The sequence below is a fragment of the Serratia sp. Z4 genome (assembly GCF_009900725.1).
GTDB lineage: Bacteria > Pseudomonadota > Gammaproteobacteria > Enterobacterales > Enterobacteriaceae > Serratia > Serratia nematodiphila.
In genome coordinates this window covers 441236-464688 of record NZ_JAAABD010000002.1, presented here as the reverse complement: position 1 = coordinate 464688, position 23453 = coordinate 441236, and the positions used below count along the sequence as shown (strand labels likewise).

The window sequence follows — 23453 nt, the reverse complement described above, 5'->3', positions numbered from 1 at the left end:
AGCGTCAGCTGTACAAAAAGCCCGCCTTCGCGCGGGCTTTTTCGTTTCCGTCATCCGGCGGCGATGATGATGCCGGCGTACTGGTTGCGGCCTTTGATCCCCGGATGCGTCGGATCCTGCGCGCGCCGGTGGCTGTTGCGGCGATAGCTGGTGTATTTGAAGCGCTGCGGCCGCTGTGGGTCGACGTCCGGCGTGCAGATGGTGCAACTGCCGGCGCGGTCAACGGCGGCGAAGCCGAGCGCCGCCAGCTTGTATTCGGCAATTGCGGCCAAATCGAGATGCCGGTAATGCGGGCTGATCAACGTGGCGGGCAGCGGCAGGCGCTGTTTAAAACTCTCCACCAGCGCTTCATCGACTTCGTAGCAGCACGGGCCGGCGGCAGGGCCGATGGAGACGACCCAATCGGCGGTGTCGCCGTCCTGGCGAATGCGTGCTGCCATCTGTTCCAGAATGCCGTCCAGCAGCCCGCGCCAGCCGGCGTGCACCGCAGCGATGGCGCCGCCGTCACGGCGGCTGAACAGCACCGGCAAACAGTCCGCCGTCAGTACGCTGAGCAGAATGCCGGGCTGGCGAGTATAGAAACCATCGGCCTCGCCGCATGCCTGCGCCGGCTGCAGCACATCGACGATGCGGGTGCCGTGCACCTGTTTTTTTTCCGGCAGCGTGGCGCTGTAGGGCAGCAGATGCCCGGGCAGCAGCGCGAGTTTGCTGCCGAAGCCGTGCTGAATGTGGGGCACCGCATCGAGCAGCGCGGAACGATCGCTCATAAGTTATGTTCACCTGCATGAGAAAACAGACTCTCAGTGTAGCCAGCTTTTTCCCCGCTTGACCAGATGTTGTTGGCGGCGAAAGCGAGCGGGGATGCGCCTTGCATCAAGCCGACGCCTTCTTTAGACTAGCCGCGCCCTGTCTTTCTGGAAGCCCATTCATGTCTTATCACTGCCCCCTGTGTCATCAACCGCTGCATTTTTCATCACAACACTGGCGTTGTGACGGCAATCATCAGTTCGATCAAGCCAAAGAAGGTTACGTGAATCTGCTGCCGGTGCAGCACAAACGATCGAAGCAGCCGGGAGACAGCGCGGAAATGATGCAGGCACGGCGCGCGTTTCTCGACGGTGGATATTATCAGCCGTTGCAAGCGCAGGTAGCCGAGTGGCTGGATTCGGTGCTGGCGGCCGATGCAGGCGCGTTATTGGACATAGGCTGTGGGGAAGGGTATTACACCGCCGCCGTGGCCGCACGGCTGGCACAGAAGCGCAATATGGCGGTCTATGGGCTGGACGTCGCCAAGGTGGCGATCCGTTATGGCGCCAAACGTTATCCGGCGGTCTCGTTCTGCGTCGCCTCCAGTCACCGTTTGCCGTTCGCCGACGGGGCGCTGGACGCGGTCTTGCGCATTTATGCGCCTTGCAAGGCGGAGGAGCTGGCGCGGGTAGTGAAGCCGGGCGGCGTGGTGCTGACGGTGTCGCCGGGCCCGCGTCATCTGTACCAGCTGAAAGAGCAGGTGTACCAGCAGGTGCAGCTGCATGCCGAACAGGATGAACAGTTCGACGGATTCGACTGCGAGCGCAAAGAGGCGCTGGCCTATACGATGACCCTACCGGGCGCGCAGGCCGCCAATCTGCTGCAGATGACGCCGTTCGCCTGGCGCGCTACGCCGGAGGTGCAACAGCGGTTGGCCGAGGGCGGCGAGTTTGTGTGCGAGACGGATTTCGTGTTGGCGTTGTACCGACGTCGCGCTTAAGGGGCCTTGAACTCAGAAACAAAAAAACCTGCCGCGGCAGGTTTTTTTTGCAGTTCGGTCGCCTCAGGCCAGGTAGCCGAGGTGCTCCAGCAGGATGTTGACGCCGATGCCGATCAACACCACGCCGCCGAGGATTTCGGCGCGTTTGCCCAGCAGCGGGCCGATAAAGCGGCCGATCATCATGCCCAACGTTGCCATGATCATGGTGGCGCAGCCGATGGCCATTGCGGTGTGCACGATGTTCACCTGCAGGAAGGCCAGACCGACGCCGATCGCCATGGCGTCCAGGCTGGTCGCGATAGCGGTGGCCACCAATATCCAGAAGCCGTGGCGTTTGACCTTCTCTTCTTCGTCGGGCCTGTTGCGCACCCCTTCGACAATCATGCGCATGCCGAGAATGAACAGCAGCGAGAAGGCGACCCAGTGATCCCATTCCATGATGTATTGGCTGGCGAACAGGCCGATGGCCCAACCGATGAGCGGGGTGATTGCTTCGACCACGCCGAAGATTAGGCCGGTGCGGATCGCTTCGCGGAAACGGGGCTGATGCAGACTGGCGCCTTTGCCGATAGAAGCGGCGAACGCATCCATGGACATGCCGAAAGCGAGAATAAGCGTTGCTGAAAGGTTCATGTGAAATAGCCTCGGCCGGGTGGCTCCATATACACGTAACCCACCCCCAACCAAACGACGGAGTTACGTGTCTATGGTCTCGCCAACCTTACTTGGCTGCCCGCACCACGTTTCATACGGCGAAACGAGTATGTTGATACGGGCGTTTCTGGCGTTTTATTCTCCAGAAACCGGCTACTCCCCAATGACGGCGCAACCATACCATATTATTTCCGGTACCGACAACTTTATTCTGGCGCGATTTTTGTTATTAATTGAGACTCGTTTTCATTAATCTGAGTTCATGTGGGAATATAATGTAGACGCGGGTAACAATGTTGCAGAAATAATAGTCAGAAATGAAATGGCGCTGCCGATTAATTATCCACAGACAGCGCAAGGTTTGAGCGAGGATAAAATTAATTTTCCTTTATTTATTGATTATCAACGAAAAAGTTGTATATCTTCTCCAGGTCATCCAGGTGCGTCACCTGAACCAACAGCCGGCGCTGCTCCAGGTCGATGGCCAGAATGCCGTCCTCCGATAAATTCATGGCTTTAATGCGGTTATATTCGACAAAAACATTGGCGAAGAAAAAACCGTGCGCTTTAAACACCATTTTGGGCGAGCGGATATAAGCAATATAGATGGCGAGCAGCGCCAAAGAAATAAGCAGATAAGTGGTTAATAGCGCGCCGTTGGCGGTGACGTTACGGTAAATCAGAATGGCGATCAGGCCGACGAAAATCAGGCTGTCGAGGCGGTTGCGGCGTTTGAGCGGCACTTTGAGCCGCGTTTTGCCTTTCAGCAGATCCATGCCGAATTCGTCGTACAGCGAATACAGCAACAGCAGGGCGATAAACAGCATCAGTACGGCGTCGGTCAGTGACATCTCTTGCTCCACACATAAAAAAGCCGGGGGTTGCCCCCCGGCCGTTTCGAACGATTACAGGCCCAGCAGGCCAATCCAATAGCCAAAGATACCGATGACGAAGAAGCCGATGATGATCCACAGCGCATTGACTTTTTTACGCAGCAGCCACATACAGGCGAAGGTCAACAGCAGCGGCACCAGGCCCGGCATCAGCTGGTCGAGGATGGTCTGCACCGTGGTGACGTTGGTATGTCCGGTCTGGTCGGTGATCTTGGACACCACCAGCGGGATATTCACGTGCGTCCACTTGTTGACCAACGCGCCCATGACAAACAGGCCGAGAATGGACGCCCCTTCCGTCAGTTTCTGCAGGAAGCCGCCGCCCATGTCGTTGACGATGTCCACCCCTTTACGGTAACCGTAGGCCACGCCGTAATAGCGGGTCAGCAGGCGCACCAGGTTGAACAGCACGAAGAACAGGATCGGTCCGAGCAGGCTGCCGCTCATGGCGATGCCCGCCCCAAGCGCGGCGAATACCGGCCGCACGGTGCCCCAGAAGATCGGGTCACCGACGCCCGCCAGCGGCCCCATCAAACCAACCTTGATGCCGTTGATTGCGGCGTCGTCGATCGGTGCGCCGTTGGCGCGTTGCTCTTCCATCGCCATGGTCACGCCGAGTACCGGTGCCGCCACATAAGGGTGGGTGTTGAAGAACTCAAGGTGGCGCTTGATCGCCTGTTTGCGATCGTCATTGTTTTCCGGATACAGGCGACGGATCACCGGCACCATCGAGAAGCAAAAACCCAGCGCCTGCATGCGTTCGAAGTTCCATGAACCCTGGAACAGGTTCGAACGCAGGAATACGCCGCGAATATCGGCCGGCGTGAGTTTCTTTTGAGCAGTTGTATCAACCATTTCTCTCACCTATTCCTAGTCGAGTTCGTTATCGAGATCGTTCGCGTTAGCCGGGCCGGCCTGGACAACCTGAGACTTGTTGTATTTCGGGCTGAGCTGGATATACAGCACGGCCATCACCACGCCGATGACGCCGAGCGCCACCAGGTTGAAGTTGGTGAAGGCGGCGGTAACGAAACCGAGATAGAAGAACGGCATCAGGTAGCCGGCGCGCATCATGTTAATCACCATCGCGTAACCGACCACCACGATCATGCCGCCGGCGATGTTCAGGCCGCTGGTGACCACTTCCGGGATCGAGTTGAGCAGGGCGTGCACCCCGGCGGTGCCTACCGAGATGGCGACGATGACCGCCGGGATGGCGATACGCATTGCCTGCAGCAGCAGGGCGCCGACATGGATCCAGCTGATGGCGCGCAGGCTGCCGCGCTCCGCCGCGCTGTCCGCCGCGTGCTGGAAGGCCACGGTGAGGGTTCGCACGATGATGGTTAACACCTGGCCGGCCGCCGCCAGCGGAATGGCCAGGGCGATACCGGCGCCGACGCTTTGCCCGCCGGCGATGACCAGGATGGTCGAGATGATGGACGCCAGGGCGGCATCCGGCGCGACCGCCGCGCCGATGTTCATCCAGCCGAGGGCGATCATTTCCAGCGTACCGCCGATGATGATGCCGGTTTTCATATCGCCGAGAATGAAGCCGATCAGGGTACAGGCGACCAGCGGACGGTGGAACTGGAACTCGTCGAGGACGGAACCCATCCCGGCGATACAGGCAACGATAAATATCAGCACAATCTGAAGAGTGGTGATCTCCATTGCACTTCTCCTATGACCAAAAAAGCTCTGAGTAAAATAATCAGCGGCTGGCGCCACTAATTGAGTTTGTTAATCAGGTCCATCATTTTTAGCCGGCTGTCGGACGAGACCTTACGCACCTCCAGCTCGATACCGCGATCGTTCAGTTTCTTAAACGCTTCGATATCTTTTTCATCGACGGAAACGGCGTTGTTCACCTGGGTTTTCCCCTGGCGGAACGCCATGCCGCCGATATTGACGGATTGAATATCCACGCCGCCTTCCACCAGACGCCAGACGTCGGTCGGATTGGTAAACAGCAGCATCACGCGGTCATTGGCGTATTTCGGGTTGTTCCACACGCGGATGGCCTTCGCCACGTCCACCACGTGGGCGGTGACGCCCGGCGGGGCAACCTGGGTCAGCAGAGTTTTTCGCACATGATCGGCGGCGACTTCATCGCTGACGACGATAATGCGGCTGACGTTGGTCTCTTTGGTCCAGCGGGTGGCGACCTGGCCGTGAATCAAGCGGTCATCGATGCGCGCCAGGCCGATTTTCATGTGGTCGTTCGGCCCCAGCGGCGCCTGAGGGGCAGCGGCTTTGGCGACGGGCGCCACGGGTTTTGCGGGTTCTTCCTGCGGTTTTTTCAGCGCTTTCACGCCTTCGCGGCCGGTTTCCAACGCCAGCGCCACCAGTTCATCGAAAGCGGGGTTGTCGTCCCGCGCCATGAAGGTTTCCACCAGCATCGGGATGTTGACCCCGGTGACGACCTCATAGTTTTCTTTGTCGACCGCAATGCGGCTGGCGGCGTTGAACGGGCTGCCGCCCCAGGTATCCACCAGGAACAGCACGCCGCCGCTGGTATCCAATCCACTGATTTTTTCGTTGTATTTGACGATTAACGTTTCGGCATTCTCACCGGGAACGAAGTCTATAAAGGCGACGTTGTCCTGCTCGCCCAATAGCATCTCCGCCGTTTTCAGCAGTTGTTCCGCTGCAGCCCCGTGTGTGCCGATGATAATAGCTATTGCCACTCGCTACCTCCTCGTTGAACTCCAGACGCGGTTTGTGTCGTTTCTCCGCGCCGTCTTGGCAGTCACTTCCGCGGTTCAGATACATTATGGTAGAAAAAAAGAAACGCACGCCTAACATTTCTCACGCAGTATCAAATGCCTGTGCGTGATACTTCACGAACGCGAGATTTATTTTAGTGAGTGAAAAAATATTTTTTGTGACGCTGCTCCGCTATTGAATGCTCGGAGAAATCTTAGCTGTCGCAGACGATATGGCGTGGCGTCACCCTAAACCGCCGTTGAAAAAGCCGCTTTGTCCCCCAGAAAAATCCTGATACAGTAATTTCCTCTTTCATCACTAAGGAGTGAAGGGCCTCAGCCCTCCCTATGGACTGTCACCGAAGTAACTGTTTTTCCAGGTTTCACCCGCCACCTGCTGGCGTTGCATATGCTGTTCGGCCCTTCGGCCATCTCCCGGTAATCCCATCCCGTCACTTTGCTATTGTCGACTGCGCCCATGCAGCGGCGGCATCGTCACGTCTGAGCGGCGTGCGCTCATTCCCACTTTTCTCTGGAGTCTGATATGGAATTTTTAATGGACCCCTCTATTTGGGCGGGGTTGCTTACGCTGGTGGTGCTGGAAATCGTGCTGGGCATCGACAACCTGGTATTCATCGCCATTTTGGCCGACAAACTGCCGCCTAAGCAGCGCGATAAGGCGCGCATCATCGGCCTGTCGCTGGCATTGCTGATGCGTTTGGGTCTGCTGTCGGTGATCTCCTGGATGGTAACCCTGACCACGCCGCTGTTCAGCGTCGGCGATTTCAGCTTCTCCGGCCGCGATCTTATCCTGCTGTTCGGCGGGGTATTCCTGCTGTTCAAGGCCACCATGGAGCTGCATGAACGGCTGGAAGGGCAGACGCACCAGGATGGCGCCAACCGCGGTTACGCCAAGTTCTGGGCGGTGGTGGTGCAAATCGTGATCCTTGACGCGGTGTTCTCGCTTGATGCGGTGATCACCGCCGTGGGCATGGTGAACGATCTGCCGGTGATGATGGCGGCGGTGGTGATCGCGATGGCGGTGATGCTGCTGGCATCCAAGCCGTTGACCAACTTCGTCAACGCGCACCCGACCATTGTGGTGCTGTGCCTGAGCTTCCTGTTGATGATCGGTCTGAGCCTGATCGCCGAAGGCTTCGGCTTGCACATTCCTAAAGGCTATCTGTACGCCGCGATCGGCTTCTCGATCCTGATTGAATTGTTCAATCAGATCGCGCGTCGCAACTTTATCAAGCATCAGGCGCGTCGCCCGATGCGCGAGCGCACCGCGGAAGCGATCATGCGCCTGATGGGGCAGCAGCGCGCGCAGCAGGCGGACGATGCGGTGGCGTTGCCGAGGGATGAAACCTTTGCGGCGGAAGAGCGTTATATGATCAGCGGTGTGCTGACGCTGGCCTCGCGCTCATTGCGCAGCGTGATGACGCCGCGCACTGACATCTCCTGGGTCGACTGCGAGCGCTCCCGTGAGGAGGTGCGCGCACAGTTGCTGGATACGCCGCACAGCCTGTTCCCGGTGTGTCGCGACTCTGTGGATGAGATCGTCGGCGTGGTACGCGCCAAGGATCTGCTGGTGGCGCTGGAGCAAGGGGAAGATATCGCCGAGTTTGCCGCCCGCACGCCGCCGATCGTGGTGCCGGAAACCATGGATGTCATCAAGCTGCTGGCGGTGCTGCGCCGCGCCAAAGGGCGCCTGGTGGTGGTCACCAACGAGTTCGGCGTGGTGCAGGGGCTGGTGACGCCGCTGGATGTGCTGGAAGCGATTGCCGGCGAGTTCCCGGACGAAGATGAAACGCCGGACATCGTGGCGGAAGGCGACGGCTGGCTGGTCAAAGGCGGGACCGACCTGCACTCGCTGGAACAGGCGCTGGCCTGCGATGACCTGGTCAGCCCAACCGCAGACTACGCCACTCTGGCGGGGCTGCTGTTAGCCCACTACGGCCAGATGCCGGTGGTGGGGGACACCATTGAACTGAACCACCTGCGTTTCGATATCGTCGAGGTCTCCGACTATCGCATTGAGTTGGTGCGTGTCACCCGCGTCGTCTTCGACGAACCGGCGCATTCGTAACCCACCCGCCGGAGGCTCAGGCCTCCGGCGTATTCTCTTCTGTTTTCCTGACGCGCGATTCGTACTGCTGCAACCACAGCGGGAAAACGTGGATCGGCATCGGCTTGGCGAAATAATACCCCTGCAGGGCATTGACCTCACGCGAGCGCAGATAGTCGGCCTGTTCCGCCGTTTCTACCCCTTCAGCCACCAGCTTCAGCTTCAGCCGCTGCGCCAGCGTAATGATGGTATCGGTCACCGTGGCGTTGACCGCGTCGGTACCGATGGCCGCGGTAAACCCGCGGTCGATCTTTAACACGTCCGGGCTAAGGTTCTTCAGGTAGCTCAGCGAGCTGTGGCCGGTGCCGAAATCGTCGATGGCCAGCATGATCCCCATGTCTTTCAGCGTCCGGATCTGGTCATGCTGGATCGCCGACAGCGCGGTGCGTTCGGTCAGCTCCAGCATCAGTGACGGCATCGGATGCGCCGGTAGCCAAATCCGGCGTATATCGTCGATGATGTTGAGCGTTTTAAAGTGTTCGGCGGCGACGTTGATGCTGATGTAGAACGACGGTCGCGGCGGGAACAGCTGCAGATTTTCCGTCACGGTGTTCATCAGATAACGGGTCAGCGGAATGATCAGCTCATGCTGCTCGGCCAGCGGAATAAACACGTCGGGGGAGATCCACCCTTGCCGCTTCTTTTTCCAGCGCAGCAGCATCTCGACGCCGGCGCAGCGCCCGGTGTCGCTATGGATGATGGGCTGGCAATAGACGCGGAACTCGCGATGGGTGATGGCATGGCCGATGTGATAAGACAGGCTCATGCGGTTAGCGGTGAGCAGATAGACCACATAGGCGGCCAACAGGCTGATCAGCAGCGCCAGCGGGATATGGCGCGGCAGTGCGGAAAGCGCCAGCATGCCGATCTGCGGGCCGAACAGCGAAATCGAGAACGGGTATAGCGCAGAGCCGGCGGTGTAGCGCAGATCGTTGGTCAGGGTGTCACGGCTCAGGATTTCGCGTCGGCCGTATTCCAGGCTGCTGTCAGCCACGTTCAGCACCACGCGCTGAACGTAAGGCTCCTGCGGCTCGAGTAAAAAGTTGGACAGCAGCTCGATATTAAACACGTGCAGCACGCCGCTGGTTTTATCGTGGGGGGATGGCGTCCACATCACCAGCGTGGGCAGGCCTTTGCTCACCGCCAGCGAGGGGCGCAGCGCCAGCCTGGCGTTGCTGTTGACGAAGGTCGGCATTACCGCGGCCAGCTGATAATGACGGGAACCAAACAGGCTGGAGCAGTAAATAATGCCGTTTTTTACCAGCAACATGGCGCGTAGCGCCTGATTCTGCGCGGCGCGAAAGCGCAGGGTCGACGAAACGTTCTCGCAGGGCTGGTCCAGCATGTCCATGCTGCGCTCCGCCTGCAGCTGAGCCGGCGTCAACAACTGGTTGAGCTTGCCGACGGTGCGGGTGGCCAATGTCTGTTGGCTCAGCTCGATACTTTTGACCTCTTGATAGTAACGGGTATACAGCGATACCAACAGAATAGCCGCGCCCACCGCTCCGGCCAGCAGCCAACGGTAATAACGATATCGGGACGCGGCGAGGTGGGTCATCAACATCCGGTAAATCCTTGTTCGGTAATCCAGCCCCGAGTCACGGTCAGGTCATAGATCCTTAAGTTGCGCTCGGCTAATTCTAGCCTGAGGTTATACAAGATTGATGGTAACTCAGTAAATTATTTCGATTTGGCAAAACAGAAGGTCAATTTGCAGGCTAACCACCGGATCGATGAGAGAAATGCAGGATTTTTTCTGGTGACATTGTCACAAAAAGCGGCCAGTGAATTGATTACCCATAAAAAACCCCGCCGGGTGGCGGGGTTGTCTGTCAGTCGCATTGCACCTTGATTGCCAGGCCGCCGCGTGACGTTTCGCGGTACTTGGCGTTCATGTCTTTGCCGGTTTCGTACATGGTCTCGATCACCTTATCCAGCGAAACGCGCGGCTCGCTGGTGCGGCGCAGGGCCATGCGGGCGGCGTTGATCGCCTTGACCGAGGCGATGGCGTTGCGCTCGATGCACGGCACCTGCACCTGGCCGGCGACCGGGTCACAGGTCAGACCCAGGTTGTGTTCCATGCCGATCTCCGCCGCCACACAGACCTGCTCAGGGCTGCCGCCCAGCAGTTCGGCCAGACCGGCCGCCGCCATGGAGCAGGCAACGCCGACTTCACCCTGGCAACCGACTTCGGCGCCGGAGATGGAGGCGTTCATCTTGTACAACGCGCCGATCGCACCCGCCGCCATAAAGTAGCGGATGTAGATATCCGGGCTGACGGACTCGATGAAGTGATCGTAGTAAGCCAGCACCGCAGGCACGATGCCGCAGGCGCCGTTGGTCGGCGCAGTGACCACGCGGCCGCCGGCGGCGTTTTCTTCGTTAACCGCCAGCGCGAACATGTTGACCCAGTCGATCACGTTCATCGGATCGCTGGACAGTTTGTCCGACGCCACCAGCATGCGTCGCAGCGCGGAGGCCCGGCGCGGTACGCGCAGCGGCCCCGGCAGTACGCCTTCGGTGTTCAGACCGCGGTCGATACAGGCGCGCATGGTTTGCCAGACGTTGCCGAAGTAGGTCTCGATCTCTTGCTTACTGTGCAACGCCAGTTCGTTCTGCATCACCATGCCGGACAGCGACAGGCCGGTCTCGCGGCAGTGGTCGAGCATTTCGCGCGCGGAGTTGAACGGATATGGCATTTGCAGTTCTTGCTCGGCGGCCTTGCCGAAATTCTCCTCGTCGACGATGAAACCGCCGCCGATAGAGTAATAGGTCTTGCTGTACACTTCTTTATCGCCGGCGAAGGCGTGGATCTGCATGCCGTTTTCGTGCAGCGGCAGGTTGTCGCTGCGGAAGACCATGCCGCCGTCGCGTGGGAAATCGACTTCATGCAGGCCGTTGGCCAGCATCAGGCGTTGACGTTGTTCTACATCGCGAATAAAACCCGGAATGCTATCGATATCGACGGTGTCCGGCATGTTGCCGGCCAGGCCGAGAATGATGGCGATATCGGTATGGTGACCTTTGCCGGTCAATGAGAGTGAGCCGTAAACGTCTACGGCAACACGCGTGATAGAAGGCATCAGGCCTTTATTTACCAGATCGTCGACAAACTGTTTGCCGGCTTTCATCGGTCCAACCGTATGAGAGCTGGACGGGCCGATGCCGATCTTAAACATGTCGAAAACGCTAATCACGCTAAAACTCCTTAAAGAGACGTATTGTTATGGCTGCGGCGGTCAAAAACCGCGCAGGGAACAGCGATATTGTAAAAGGGCCGTGCGGGTTCGGCTGCCTTTTTCGCATGAAATTAAATAATCCGTGGTGTCGCTTTTTTTACTGATTACCCGGGGCGAACCCTTGTGCTGGGTATCCGCTTTCGCCCAAGCTCCATTAGCGGTAATCGCGCCAGCTTTCCGTGCTGAACGCCGCCGGCTTAATCCCTGTTTCTACAGTGGTTTATCTCGGACGGTGGTATTTTACAGGTATTTCGTAAGGTTTAAGAGAGGGTTTACAGTTTTTTTAAAACCATTCAAACGGAACGGTAGTTGAAAAAGCGATCAAATGAAGTGATAGCGATCGCTTTACCCGCCGCGGAGGTCGGCAACCGTGCCAGATTGCGAGTCAGATCACGTAATGCGGGCTAAATACTGACCTGTTGCGCCAGGCGCCGAATGATAGCGGCGGTCAGCCCCCAGATAAACTGGCTGTGATACCAGGAGAGGTAGATGCGGTGCGTATGGCCGGCGCGATGAATATCCAGCGGATAGTAACGTGACAGGGTCAGCGCTTCCCGCAGGGGCATCTCGAACACGTCCGCCACTTCGCCTTCATTGGCGTGGAACTGCACGTCCGGCGGGATGAGGCCGACGATAGGGGTAACCTGAAATCCGGTGCTGCTGTCGAGCGGCGCCATTTGGCCGAGGACAGTCACCGCTTGCGGCGGTATCGCCACTTCTTCCTGCGCTTCTCGCAGCGCCGTGACGATCGCCGATCCGTCTTCGGCGTCGGTTTTGCCGCCGGGGAAGGCCACTTGACCGGCATGTTTGCGCAGCGAGTCGGCACGGCGGGTCAACAGCAGCGTCGGCTCGGCGCGGCAGACGATCGGGATCAGCACCGCCGCCGGGCGCACATGGTGCGAAATCTGCGTCGCCTGTGGCAGCTGCAGTTGAAAACGGCTGATAAAGGCGTGCAGTGAGGCCGGTGCGTTCGATGGGATCACGACAGGGCATACTCCCCTAGCTGCGGCAAAATGCGGCCGACCTTGTCGAAGGTCTCCTGGTATTCCGCCTGCTCCTGGCTGTCCGCCACGATGCCGCCGCCGGCGGAGCAGTGGATGCGACCGTTTTCGGTGACGAGCGTGCGAATGGTGATATTGGTGTCCATGGTGCCGCAGGCGCTCAGGTAACCGATGCTGCCGCAATAGGCATTGCGGCGCTGCGGCTCCAACTCTTCGATGATTTCCATCGCGCGCACCTTGGGCGCGCCGGTGATCGAACCGCCGGGGAAGCAGGCACGCAGCAGTTCGGCCGCCGAGGTATGGTTTGGCAGGATCGCGGTGATGGTGCTCACCAGGTGATGCACGGCGGGGAACGGCTCCACGGCGAACAGTTCCGGCACCCGTACGCTGCCAGGTTGGGCGACGCGGCCGATATCGTTGCGCAGCAGATCGACGATCATCAGATTTTCAGCGCGATCCTTGGGTGAATCGGCCAAACGGCGAGCCTGCGCGGCGTCCTGTTCCGCGTCCGCCAGCCGCGGCAGCGTGCCCTTGATCGGGCGGGTTTGGATACGCTGCTGCTCCAGCCACAGGAAGCGCTCGGGAGAGACGCTCAGTACGCTGTTGTGCGGCAAGCGCAGGAAGGCCGAGAACGGCGCGCGGTTGCAGGCGCTCAGGCGGCAGAACGCCTGCCATTCATCCCCCTGATAGTCGGCGGAGAATCGTTGTGCCAGATTAATTTGGTAACAGTCGCCGCTGCGCAGGTAGTGCTGAATACGTTGGAATTTCTCGCCGTATTGTCGCCGGCTCATATTGGCGCGCCAGTCGCTCAGCAGCGTGAAAGGGCGTTCTGTAGGTGCGGTTTGGCTATTGAGCCAGCGCCAGCGCTGCTCCACATCGCCATAGCTGAGCAGCGTCAGGGTTTGCAATTGGTGGTCGGCGATCGCTGCCCAGTCATAAATGCCCACTGCCATATCCGGCAAAGCGAGGTCGGCTTCGGCCAACTGCGGCAGGGTTTCCACCCGGCGCCCAAGATCGTAGCCGAACAGTCCCAGAGCTCCGCCCTGAAACGGCAGGTCCGGATTAAACGCCGGCTGCCAGCCTTGCGCCGCCAGTTGCTGCTGCAGCAAGGAGAACGGATCTTCCTGCGACTGAATGGTGACGCCGTCACTTTCGATTTGCGTGTCGGCACCCCGGGTGGTGAGTGTCACGCGCGGTTGTGCGACCAGGATATCGAAGCGGTTGTGCGAATGGTCGGCAAAGCCCGAATGCAGCAGCATCGCCCAAGGCTGCGATGAAAGCGGGGCGAAAAGCGTCATCAGGGCACGGCGGCTGTAGGGCAAAGATTTTATGTTTGGGGCGGTTACGCTCATGAACGTCAATAAACCTGGCTGTGAGGACGGCGATATCTGGCGGCTAGTGTGCCATAGACAGCCACATCATGCATGTTTTGCCATGCACGACATGAAGCACAGTTCACATAAACAGCAGCTCAACAAACCTTAAATAAGGCATTTTTTGCGCCATTGATTATACTTCGATATGTTAAAAATTTAACGTCAAATGCACTGGAAGCCTATTCATCGAGGGCGCAATACCCGAGAAATATAAAATAGATTCGTTAATTTCATAAATTTATTATTTCTGCTTGTTATTAGAAGCGGGGGAGATGTTGCTATGCCCGATTTTAGCAACGTCGCCGCCTTTTGGAATTAATGGCTTAATTACTCAGCGCTTTTCTGGCGTGGGTTTGAGAAAGAAAGGCCAGTTCGGTTCCATTAGCCAGCGCGGGAATTTGCAGTGTTTCACGCTTATCCCAAGCCTACGCAGGCCGAATGAGTCTTTTAGAAAAATAAAATTATTATTTTGTTACATTATCATTGAAGAGCTGACTATGTCGTTAATGCTGAGCGTGATCGTCCCGATGCACAATGCGGGGGAATTATTGGAGCCTTTCCTGGCCTCGCTGCTGGCCCAGCGCGAGCAACGGTTGGAGGTGATCATCGTCAACGATGGTTCCACTGACGGTTCAGGAGAGATCGCGCACCGTTACGCGGCGGTACATCCGCATATTCGTGTGATCGATCAGGCCAATGCCGGCGTTTCTAACGCGCGTAATGCCGGGCTTGCCGTTGCCCAAGGCAAATATGTGGCGTTTCCCGATGCCGACGACTTGCTGGCGCCGGAGATGTATTCCACGCTGCTGGAACAGGCGGAAAAACACCAATTAGACGTGATGCAATGTAATGGCGAGCGCTATTTCACCAGCCAAGATGAATTGCAGCCGATTTTTCCCGAGGCGCGTTTGCGTACCACCGATGTGATCAGTGGCGTGCAGTGGTTTGAACGTGCGCTGAAATCGCGAAAGTTTATTCACGTTGTATGGCTGGCAATATATCGCCTCGACTTTATTCGCCAGCATCGGCTTTATTTCGAGCCGGGGTTACATCACCAGGATATTCCCTGGACGACAGAAGTCATGTTTAATGCCAAACGGGTCAAATATTTAAGTACGCCGCTGTACCGTCAACGGGTGCACGACAAGTCGATCAGTAATCGTCGTCGCATCGGTAAGGCGAACGTGGAGTATCAACGCCACTATATGAAAATCGTCGACATGCTGGAGCGGCTCAACCAGCGCTATGCGGGCACTATCGTCATTCGTCCGGCTTTCCATTGGCAAATCACCCGCGAAGCGCTGGGCATTTGCCACAGCATTCGTCGCGAGCCGGAACCGGCCGCTCAGAGTCAGATCACCGAAGAGTTCTATCAGCGCGGTATCGACAGAGCGATGTTCGCCAATGCGCGCGGCCTGAAGCAGGGGGGGCATGTCATGCTGTGGCGGCATCGCCTGAAGCAGTGGCGCAACGATAACGGCTGTTCGCAACCGGCCTGACGCACCAGACGTTGGGATCCGCCGCGTTAGCGCGTATACTCCTTCTCCCTTTTGCCGGAGAGAACGACACATGCATGCAGGTATGCCATTACTGAATCACGCGGAGCAGCAGGAAGCGGCGGATCGCATCCATCAACTGATGGAGCAGGGCATGAGCAGCGGTGAGGCCATTGCTCGCGTTGCGCAGGAAATTCGCGAGAAGCATCAGGGTGCTCAGGTTGCGGTATTGTTCGATGACGAAGACGAGCAACATGAGGCCGCACCCGAGGCGTCGCGGGATGACGATGCTGAAGAAGACGAAGACTATTGACGTTATCGGGGCCGCGCAAGCGGCCCCGTGAGTATCAGCCGTTGACCGTCACGGCGGCGGCGGCTTGTTTCGCTTGCTCCACCGCCAGTTCCGTCGTGTTGGCCGTCGCCAGCGCTACGCCCAGACGACGTTGCCCGGCGATCTCCGGTTTGCCGAACAGGCGCAGCTGGTTGTGCCCGTGCAGCGCATTTTCCAGTCCGCTGAAACGCACATCGCTGCTGGTGAGCTGCGGCAGGATCACCGCCGAAGCGGAAGGGCCGAACTGGCGGATGGCGCCAATCGGCAACCCGAGAAACGCGCGAACGTGCAGGGCGAACTCGGACAGATCCTGTGAGATCAACGTAACCATGCCGGTATCGTGCGGCCGCGGAGACACTTCGCTGAAGATCACATCGTCGCCGCAGACGAACAGCTCCACGCCGAACAGGCCGAACCCGCCCAGGGCTTTCACCACCTTCTCCGCAATAGCCTGAGCACGGCTCAACGCCGTGGCTGACATGCGCTGCGGTTGCCAGGATTCGCGATAATCTCCGTCTTCCTGACGATGGCCGATCGGCTCGCAGAAATGTACGCCGTCCACGGCGCTGATGGTCAGCAACGTAATTTCAAAATCAAATCTTACCAACCCTTCGACGATCACCCGGCCGCCGCCGGCGCGTCCACCCTGTTGCGCGTAATCCCAGGCGCTTTGCAGCTGCTCAGGCGCGCGGATCAGGCTTTGTCCTTTGCCGGAAGAACTCATCACCGGTTTGACGATGCACGGGTAGCCGATGTGCTCGACCGCCTGCCGGAAAGCCGCTTCGCTGTCGGCAAAGCGATAGCTGGAGGTGGGCAGGCCAAGTTCTTCCGCCGCCAGACGGCGGATGCCTTCGCGGTTCATGGTCAGGCGCGTGGCTTCGGCGCAGGGCACCACGCGGTGGCCCTGACGTTCAAGTTCCACCAGCATGGCGGTGGCGATCGCTTCGATTTCGGGAACGATATAGTCCGGCCGCTCTTGTTCGATAACGGCTTTCAACGCGTCACCGTCCAGCATATTGATGACGTGACTGCGGTGCGCCACATGCATGGCGGGGGCGTCGGCATAGCGATCGACGGCGATCACTTCCAGACCGAGGCGCTGGCATTCAATGGCGACTTCTTTACCCAGCTCCCCGGAGCCGAGCAACATAACGCGGGTGGCGGAAGGGCGCAGGGCGGTTCCAATCGTTAACATAGTTTCGTACCTGGATCGGTGAAAGTAAGCGGATTGATGATCGGCGGGCAGTATATACGAAAACGATTGCGTTCACAGCCACCGCGCCAGGTTTGTTGCTAACTTACTGTTTTTATAACAAGCAGAAATATTTGCCCTGCTTGGGCGATTGTGCGTTAATAAGCGACGGCGAAAGAAGGCCTATATATAGCAAGGTTTTCGCGTCTCGTGCCGTCAAGGCAGGTTTATCAAGTAAAGGAAACACAAATGAGCAAGATCACTGGTCACGTTAAATGGTTCAACGAAAGCAAAGGTTTCGGCTTCATCACGCCTGCCGACGGCTCTAAAGACGTTTTCGTTCATTTTTCCGCTATCGTTAGCGATGGTTTCAAGACTCTGGCTGAAGGCCAGCAGGTTGAATTCTCCATCCAGGACAGCCAACGTGGCCCAGCTGCAGCCAACGTCGTTGCGATTTAACGACTGAGCCGCCAAGAAACCCGCCGCCGGCGGGTTTTTTTATGCCCGCAGCCCGTAACGCCGCCCATCTCTGTTATCATTTACTGCTGATTCGGCGCCAACCTGCGGGCGCGCCGCCATTCCATTCGTCATATAAGAGTTATCGCCGTGAGCACAGTTTCTTTTTCTTCCCTGCCTCTGCCAGCCGAACAGTTGGCCAACCTCAACGAACTGGGGTACGCCAAAATGACGCCGGTGCAGGCCGCCGCGTTGCCCGCTATCCTGCAAGGGCGAGACGTGCGCGCCAAGGCGAAAACCGGCAGCGGCAAAACGGCGGCATTCGGCATTGGCTTGCTGAATAACATCGTCGTTACTCAGGTTGCCACGCAGGCGCTGGTGCTCTGCCCCACTCGCGAGTTGGCCGATCAGGTGAGCAAAGAGCTGCGTCGCCTGGCGCGTTTCACGCAAAACATCAAAATTCTGACGCTGTGCGGTGGCCAACCGATGGGGCCGCAGCTCGACTCGCTGGTGCACGCGCCACACATCGTGGTGGGGACGCCGGGGCGCATTCAGGAGCATCTGCGCAAGAAAACGCTGCTGCTGGACGAGCTGAAGGTGTTGGTGCTGGATGAGGCCGACCGCATGTTGGATATGGGTTTCGCTGACGATATCGACGATGTGATCAGCTACACGCCGCCGCAGCGTCAGACGCTGTTGTTTTCCGCCACTTATCCGGCGGGCATCGAACGCATCAGCGAGCGTGTTCAGCGTCAGCCGCTGAGCGTCGAAGTGGACGATGACGAAGCGCAGACCGCTATCGAACAACGCTTTTATGAGACTACGCGCGAGCAGCGTCCGGCGCTCCTGGTGTCGGCCATTCGCTACCATCAACCCGCGTCCTGCGTGGTGTTCTGCAATACCAAGCGCGATTGTCAGACAGTGCTTGAGGCCCTGGAGGCCCGCGGCATCAGCGCGCTGGCGCTGCATGGCGATCTGGAGCAGCGCGACCGCGATCAGGTGTTGGTGCGCTTCGCCAATCGCAGTTGCCGAGTGTTGGTGGCGACCGACGTCGCCGCTCGCGGGCTGGACATCAAAGAGCTGGAGCTGGTGGTTAACTACGAACTGGCGTTCGATCCCGAAGTGCATGTGCACCGTATCGGCCGCACCGGCCGCGCCGGCATGAGCGGGCTGGCGATCAGCCTGTGCACGCCGCAGGAGATGGCGCGGGCGCATGCGATTGAAGACTACCTGCAGATGACCGTCGATTGGGCGCCGGTGTCCGAGCTGAGCGGGGCGGCCAACGGCTCGCTGGAGGCAGAGATGGTGACGCTGTGCATCGACGGCGGCCGCAAGGCGAAGATCCGTCCCGGCGATATCCTTGGCGCGCTGACCGGCGATGCCGGGCTGACGGCGGCGGAAGTGGGCAAGATCGACATGTTCCCGGTGCATGCCTACGTCGCGATCCGTAAAGCCAGCGCGCGCAAGGCGTTGCAACAGCTGCAACAGGGCAAAATCAAAGGCAAGAGCTGCAAGGTGCGGCTGCTGAAATAAGCCGAAGGCGGGCGGCGGTTTGCCCTCCCGCCATTATCTATTTATACTGTATGTAATTACAGCTATTTGAGTATTTGAGGACGCACGCATGGCGGTTGAAGTTAAATATGTGGTGGTGAGAAACGGTGAGGAAAAAATGACTTTCGCGAGCAAGAAAGAAGCCGACGCCTACGACAAAATGCTGGATCTGGCGGATAACCTCGGAGAGTGGCTGCAACAGGCGCCGCTGAACCTGGACGACGAACAGCGTGAAGGGCTGAGCTTCTTCCTGGCAGAGAATAAAGATGCGCTGGGTCTGATTCTGCGCGGCGCTTCGCCGGCGGAAACCCTCAAGAAACCGGCGGAAGCGAAAGCGAAAAAAGCGGCCTCTAACTCAAAAGAGGGATCTGCGTCAGAAAAGCAAGCGGCATAATGACTTATGTTGCGGTGTTGTGATGAAAAAGGATCTAAAATGAGCCGTGAAATAACTTTCTTCAGCCGCTTTGAGCAAGATATTCTGGCCGGGCGCAAAACCATCACCATTCGGGATGCCAGTGAGTCGCACTTCGAACCGGGCGAGGTATTGCGCGTAAGCCGCAATGAAGACGGCGTATTTTTCTGCTTTATCGAAGTGCTGTCGGTAACGCCGGTGCGCCTGGACGCGCTGACTGAACGCCACGCACAGCAGGAGAACATGTCGCTCGGCGAACTGAAGCAGGTGATCAAGGAAATCTATCCGGGCCTGGATTCGCTGTTTGTCATCGAGTTCGTCAAACGGTAAACCCTTTGCCGAAACCCTGTTGTGAGCCAGGGATGGGCGCCCGGATAGCGCTAATCACAACGGGAGGAGATATGAAAAAAACGGGTTTGGCTATCGCCTTGTTGGCCATGATGGGAGCATCGACTGCGGTGTGGGCGCAGGATCACGAGCAGCGCGCCGCCAAGGTGGGGCAGTGTGCGGGTCTGCAGCCGGCGGATATCGCCGCCCAGGTCAAGCGCGACTTCTTGCAGAACCGCATCACGCGCTGGGAATCGGACAAAAAGCTGCTGGGTACCGCCACCCCGATCGCCTGGGTCAGCCCGGATGCCATCACCGGCAAGGATCAGGTATGGCAGGTGCCGTTGACGGTGCGTGGCACCAAGGCAGATAAAACCTACAACGTGACGCTTAACTGCAACACCGGCGAAATCGCCTACAGCGCGCCGCAGTAACGCTTTTTGGCAATAAAAAGCCCGCCGAGCGGCGGGCTTGATGTCCCCAGACGGCGTCAGTCGCTGAACGGTATCACCAACTCACCCGGTTTCACTTCCAATCCCTTCGCCAGTTTTTTCGCCAGCGCTTCGGTTTTGCTGTTGTCAGGATTCAGCACATAAGCCGGCTTTTGGTCGAAGTAAGACTTCAGTGACTGGTTCAGATATGGCGTCAGCGCTTTCATCACCGTCTGCATTTTTTCCGGCTGCACGCTGTAATCGGTCAGTTCCATGTCTTTCAGGTAAATGGCGCCCTGTGCGCGGTCGTAAACCGGCTGCGCTTTCAGCGTCAGCTTCAGATCCGCGGTCTGCGGGCCGAGAATCGACGTGATGTTGACCTTGGCGTCGCCGGAAAGGGTGACTTTACCCGGCTCGCTGCGGCCGATCTGGCTTTGCAGCTGCGTCAGCACGATGTTGGCGTCCACCAGGCCGGGCACGCCGATCTGCTTCTGATAGTCGTTATGTTTCTGCAGGTAATCATTCACTTCCTGCTCGCTCAGGGTGTACTGGGTCAGTTGATTGCAACCGGCCAATACGCCGGCGAACAGCAGGGCGGCTGCGCCCATCAGGATCTTCTTCATTAATGCCTCATTGCGACTGCTGGCGAAAAGTGCTGCAGATAATTGATTAATCATTATAAACGTTCCGCCTGCGCGTGAAAACGGCAGGCGGCGATGTGCAGAGGATAGTGCGCGCAAAAGCGGGCGACACCTATCGGATAACGCCGAAAGCGTCAGCGCCGCAATCGCAGCGCCAGGAGGATCACGCCGGCCAGGCAGGCCGCGGCCCCCAACAGCGGGAACAGCGGAATGCCCCACAACTGCAGTGAGGAGTGCATCAGATAAGGCGCCAGGCCCAGGGTGAAAGCGGCGGTGACAATGGCGATAGCCAGGGTGACGGCGGCGCGTTCCAGCGCTTTGCTCAACTGGCCGAGATTACTGACGTTGATATCGGCATTGAGCTGCCCGCGTTTTAGGCGGCGCACCAACAGCCGCAGGGTTTGCGGCAGTTCTTCCCCGGCGTCGAGCGCTTCCCCGCCCAGGGCCAACAACCGCTGGCGCACGGCGTCAGGGGCATAGCGTTGCAGCACCGTTTGTTGCAGCATCGGTTTGAGCGTGGCGACGATATCGAAGGCGGGATCCAATCGGTGCAGCACGCCGTCGGCGGTGATTAACGCCTTGAACAGCAGCACCAGATCGGGCGGCAGCGCCAACTGGTGTTCACGCGCCATCACCAGCAGGTCGGTCAGAGCCTTGCCCAACGTCAGGGTGGCGGCGGCCTGTTTGTCGAGAAAGTTTTGCGCCGCCAGCTCCAGATCCATCAGATCCAGCGGTTCGCTGTCCGACCAGGCGATCAGCGTGTTGACGATGCCTTCGGACTGACGATCGGCAATGGCCTGCAGCAGCAGAAGCAACTGATTGCGCCGCCGCTCAGACAGTTGGCCCACCATGCCGAAGTCGATAAAGCCAACGCGGTCCCCGCTCAGCGCCATGACGTTGCCGGGGTGAGGATCGGCGTGATACAACCGATGCTCCAGCACCATGCTCATAAAGGCGCGCGCGCCGCGTTGCGCCAGCAGTGGGCCGTCAAAGCCCGCCGCCGCCAATTGCTGAGGGTTCTCCGGCGCGGTGCCGGGCAAGTACTCCTGCACTAACAGGCGCGGGGAAGACCATTGCCAATAGATTTTCGGCACGACCACATCGGGTTCATGCGCGAACATCCCGGCGACGCGATCGCAGTTATGCCCTTCGTGAGTCAAATCCAGCTCATGATTCAGCGCCGTCGCCAGCGCTCTGACCATCTGCCGCGGCCGATAGCGCGCCAACGCGGGGCTCTGCTGCTCCACGGTTTCCGCCAGCGAGGCCAGCAGCCGCAGATCGGCGTGGATGGTTTTCGCCAAACCGGGCCGCAGCACTTTCACCACCACCTGTTCGCCGCTGTGCAAGCGGGCGCGGTAAATTTGCGCCATCGATGCTGCGGCCAGCGGCGTGCGATCGAATTCGGCAAACTGCTGCTCGGGCTCGCCCCCCAGATCGGCGATGATTTGCGGCGCCAGCGTTTCCCATGGCAACACCGCTGCCTGGCTGTGCAGGCGATCCAGTTCGTCGGTCCAGGCCGGATCCAGAAGATCAGAACGCGTGGCCAGGATCTGGCCGAATTTGACGAAGGTCGGGCCCAGCGCCTCGAGCGCTTCGCGCAGCCGCTCGGGCAGGGTTTGTGCGTCCTGTTGGACGGATCCTGCGCGGGCGCCGCGCAGCAAAGCCCCCAGGCCCAGCAGACGCAGAACGTCTTGCAGGCCGTAACGAATCAGAACGGAGGTAATTTCCTTCAGCCGCGCCCGATCGCGAGCGGTGGCGAGCACCATTTTCAGCATCAGTACGCCCTATCCTTTGGGTTATTCAAACGTTATTGTTCCATGTCCAGCAGCAACGGCACCTCGCAGCGCTGCGCCATGCGGTTGCGGTAGGTTTCCACGTTCTCCGGCAGCGCAACCCCGGCGACGATCGACAACGAGCGCAGCAGCGGGAACAGGTGGATATCGTCCTCGGACAGTTCGCCGTTTACCGCTTCGGCGGAGACGATCAGCGGTGACAGGGTTTGCAGATCGGCCTCCAACTGGGCGATCAGATCGGCGCTGTTGGCGAGATGCTCGGCGAAATCACCGATTGACCCCTGCTTTTTATCGATAAAATAACGGCGGGCGCTGTCGGTGGCGAACTCTTCGAAATCGGCATGCGCAATACGCGGCAACAGCAATTTTGCGCTGTACCCGCCGACCCGCTGCAGCCACTCGGCAATGGCCGGGTTGGTGCGGCCGGTCAGCACCGGCTTGCCGTCCAGGTTATCGACATAGCGCACGATATCCAGGCTTTCCGGCATCGCTTCGCCGTTGTCTTTGACCAGGATAGGCACCATTTTTTGGCCGATCAGATTGAACGGAGTCGTCTCATCGTCGTTGAGCAACGTGACCAGACGAATCGGCAGACGTTTCAGGCCAAAAATCATGCGGGCTTTAACGCAGAATGGGCAATGATCGTAAATGAACAGTTTCATGCTTGCTCCGGGTTGTCAGGTTTTAACAGCAATAGTTACCACAGCTTATCGAGGCTGTCTTGACGTGCGTGTGTTGGATGGTGCGTTATTGCGATATTGCCCGCGCACCGGCGCGGGCTAGGGGGCGTTATTTCTTGGCCGGTACCGAGTTGAGCACATCGATCAGGTGAATGCGAGCTTCTTCCAGGTCGATTTTGTCACGTTCGTTGGCGGCGGTGACGACCTGCAGCTGTTTGATAATATCGTTTTTCAGGCCGGCGTCGCTGGCGAGGATATGGGCCAGGGCCTTTTCCACCAGGGTGGAACGCGCATAAATCATGCGCAAGTTCAGTATCATATGTTCGAGTAGTTGCGGTAATTTTGCTTCTTCACTCATGCCGACGGGCTCCTGTGGGGGTTTTTACTAACAGGATAGCAG

Annotated in this window: 24 protein-coding genes and 1 riboswitch; of the genes, 9 read left to right on the top strand and 15 right to left on the bottom strand. The window is 58.6% G+C overall.

All coding sequences use genetic code 11. The annotated features are described in order from the left end of the window. Positions 1–50: 50 nt before the first annotated feature. On the bottom strand, positions 51–767 hold the full coding sequence (gene pgeF / locus GT753_RS10060; protein ID WP_004927619.1) for a peptidoglycan editing factor PgeF: 717 nt from the start codon (positions 765–767) through the stop codon (positions 51–53). Positions 768–928: 161 nt separating this feature from the next. Between pgeF and rlmA the strand changes: the two genes are divergently transcribed. Further along, the gene (gene rlmA / locus GT753_RS10055; RefSeq protein ID WP_160125564.1) at positions 929–1747 is read left to right on the top strand and encodes a 23S rRNA (guanine(745)-N(1))-methyltransferase; all 819 of its coding nucleotides are present in this window, start codon (positions 929–931) and stop codon (positions 1745–1747) included. 63 nt (positions 1748–1810) lie between these two features. Here the strand turns inward: rlmA and mntP are convergent, their stop codons facing one another. The 5 genes from mntP to manX form a co-directional block, all read right to left on the bottom strand. After that, the gene (mntP, locus tag GT753_RS10050; protein WP_004927615.1) at positions 1811–2380 is read right to left on the bottom strand and encodes a manganese efflux pump MntP; all 570 of its coding nucleotides are present in this window, start codon (positions 2378–2380) and stop codon (positions 1811–1813) included. 7 nt (positions 2381–2387) lie between these two features. Continuing rightward, a riboswitch (yybP-ykoY riboswitch) is annotated at positions 2388–2575 on the bottom strand. Positions 2576–2793: 218 nt separating this feature from the next. Next, positions 2794–3252 (bottom strand): DUF986 family protein, encoded by a 459-nt coding sequence (locus GT753_RS10045; RefSeq protein ID WP_004927610.1) that lies wholly within the window; start codon positions 3250–3252, stop codon positions 2794–2796. Positions 3253–3306: 54 nt separating this feature from the next. Then, positions 3307–4149, bottom strand: coding sequence for a PTS mannose transporter subunit IID (locus GT753_RS10040; protein ID WP_015378157.1), 843 nt, complete (start codon positions 4147–4149; stop codon positions 3307–3309). A gap of 15 nt (positions 4150–4164) precedes the next feature. Further along, on the bottom strand, positions 4165–4965 hold the full coding sequence (locus tag GT753_RS10035; protein ID WP_015378156.1) for a PTS mannose/fructose/sorbose transporter subunit IIC: 801 nt from the start codon (positions 4963–4965) through the stop codon (positions 4165–4167). Positions 4966–5021: 56 nt separating this feature from the next. Continuing rightward, entirely contained in the window at positions 5022–5981 is a 960-nt protein-coding gene (gene manX / locus GT753_RS10030; protein WP_031299690.1) for a PTS mannose transporter subunit IIAB, read from the bottom strand. A 562-nt stretch (positions 5982–6543) separates the two neighbouring features. Between manX and GT753_RS10025 the strand changes: the two genes are divergently transcribed. Beyond that, entirely contained in the window at positions 6544–8088 is a 1545-nt protein-coding gene (locus tag GT753_RS10025; RefSeq protein ID WP_044031058.1) for a TerC family protein, read from the top strand. Positions 8089–8104: 16 nt separating this feature from the next. Here the strand turns inward: GT753_RS10025 and GT753_RS10020 are convergent, their stop codons facing one another. From GT753_RS10020 to pabB, 4 genes are all read right to left on the bottom strand, one after another. Further along, a complete protein-coding gene (locus tag GT753_RS10020; protein WP_004927593.1) occupies positions 8105–9691 on the bottom strand; it encodes an EAL domain-containing protein in 1587 nt (528 codons plus the stop codon). Positions 9692–9959: 268 nt separating this feature from the next. Next, positions 9960–11324 carry an L-serine ammonia-lyase gene (gene sdaA / locus GT753_RS10015; RefSeq protein ID WP_004927589.1) on the bottom strand — a complete coding sequence of 455 codons (1365 nt, stop codon included), beginning with the start codon at positions 11322–11324 and terminating at the stop codon, positions 9960–9962. Between the two features lie 446 nt (positions 11325–11770). Beyond that, the gene (locus tag GT753_RS10010; RefSeq protein ID WP_099982275.1) at positions 11771–12349 is read right to left on the bottom strand and encodes a CoA pyrophosphatase; all 579 of its coding nucleotides are present in this window, start codon (positions 12347–12349) and stop codon (positions 11771–11773) included. Continuing rightward, complete coding sequence (gene pabB, locus GT753_RS10005; protein ID WP_160125563.1) at positions 12346–13719, bottom strand: aminodeoxychorismate synthase component 1; 1374 nt, start codon at positions 13717–13719, stop codon at positions 12346–12348. Before pabB ends, GT753_RS10010 begins: the two co-directional genes overlap by 4 nt. Before the next feature lie 521 nt (positions 13720–14240). Between pabB and GT753_RS10000 the strand changes: the two genes are divergently transcribed. Together GT753_RS10000 and GT753_RS09995 are read left to right on the top strand one after the other, a co-directional pair. Continuing rightward, positions 14241–15242 (top strand): glycosyltransferase, encoded by a 1002-nt coding sequence (locus GT753_RS10000; RefSeq protein ID WP_160125562.1) that lies wholly within the window; start codon positions 14241–14243, stop codon positions 15240–15242. Positions 15243–15312: 70 nt separating this feature from the next. Then, a complete protein-coding gene (locus GT753_RS09995) occupies positions 15313–15552 on the top strand; it encodes a YoaH family protein (protein ID WP_015378151.1) in 240 nt (79 codons plus the stop codon). 34 nt (positions 15553–15586) lie between these two features. On the opposite strand, the gene purT is transcribed toward GT753_RS09995, so the two are convergent. Beyond that, positions 15587–16765, bottom strand: a complete 1179-nt coding sequence (gene purT / locus GT753_RS09990; RefSeq protein ID WP_075684559.1) for a formate-dependent phosphoribosylglycinamide formyltransferase — start codon at positions 16763–16765, stop codon at positions 15587–15589. 246 nt (positions 16766–17011) lie between these two features. On the opposite strand from purT, the gene cspC reads away from it, so the two are divergent. The 5 genes from cspC (at position 17012) to yebF (ending at position 19942) form a co-directional block, all read left to right on the top strand. Then, the gene (gene cspC / locus GT753_RS09985; protein WP_004927572.1) at positions 17012–17221 is read left to right on the top strand and encodes a cold shock-like protein CspC; all 210 of its coding nucleotides are present in this window, start codon (positions 17012–17014) and stop codon (positions 17219–17221) included. Between the two features lie 147 nt (positions 17222–17368). Next, positions 17369–18751, top strand: a complete 1383-nt coding sequence (gene dbpA / locus GT753_RS09980; protein ID WP_031299688.1) for an ATP-dependent RNA helicase DbpA — start codon at positions 17369–17371, stop codon at positions 18749–18751. Positions 18752–18839: 88 nt separating this feature from the next. Next, positions 18840–19163 (top strand): YebG family protein, encoded by a 324-nt coding sequence (locus tag GT753_RS09975; RefSeq protein WP_004927565.1) that lies wholly within the window; start codon positions 18840–18842, stop codon positions 19161–19163. A gap of 39 nt (positions 19164–19202) precedes the next feature. After that, positions 19203–19511 (top strand): N(4)-acetylcytidine aminohydrolase, encoded by a 309-nt coding sequence (yqfB, locus tag GT753_RS09970; RefSeq protein ID WP_021503892.1) that lies wholly within the window; start codon positions 19203–19205, stop codon positions 19509–19511. A gap of 71 nt (positions 19512–19582) precedes the next feature. Next, the gene (gene yebF / locus GT753_RS09965) at positions 19583–19942 is read left to right on the top strand and encodes a protein YebF (protein WP_015378148.1); all 360 of its coding nucleotides are present in this window, start codon (positions 19583–19585) and stop codon (positions 19940–19942) included. Between the two features lie 56 nt (positions 19943–19998). On the opposite strand, the gene GT753_RS09960 is transcribed toward yebF, so the two are convergent. The 4 genes from GT753_RS09960 to GT753_RS09945 form a co-directional block, all read right to left on the bottom strand. Continuing rightward, positions 19999–20562 carry a lipoprotein gene (locus GT753_RS09960; protein ID WP_033632830.1) on the bottom strand — a complete coding sequence of 188 codons (564 nt, stop codon included), beginning with the start codon at positions 20560–20562 and terminating at the stop codon, positions 19999–20001. 152 nt (positions 20563–20714) lie between these two features. Continuing rightward, the gene (locus GT753_RS09955; protein ID WP_160125561.1) at positions 20715–22355 is read right to left on the bottom strand and encodes an AarF/ABC1/UbiB kinase family protein; all 1641 of its coding nucleotides are present in this window, start codon (positions 22353–22355) and stop codon (positions 20715–20717) included. Between the two features lie 32 nt (positions 22356–22387). Next, entirely contained in the window at positions 22388–23035 is a 648-nt protein-coding gene (grxB, locus tag GT753_RS09950) for a glutaredoxin 2 (RefSeq protein WP_015378146.1), read from the bottom strand. A gap of 127 nt (positions 23036–23162) precedes the next feature. Then, positions 23163–23411: a hypothetical protein gene (locus tag GT753_RS09945; RefSeq protein WP_004929632.1), complete on the bottom strand. Its 249-nt coding sequence runs from the start codon at positions 23409–23411 to the stop codon at positions 23163–23165. Between the last annotated feature and the right edge of the window lie 42 nt (positions 23412–23453).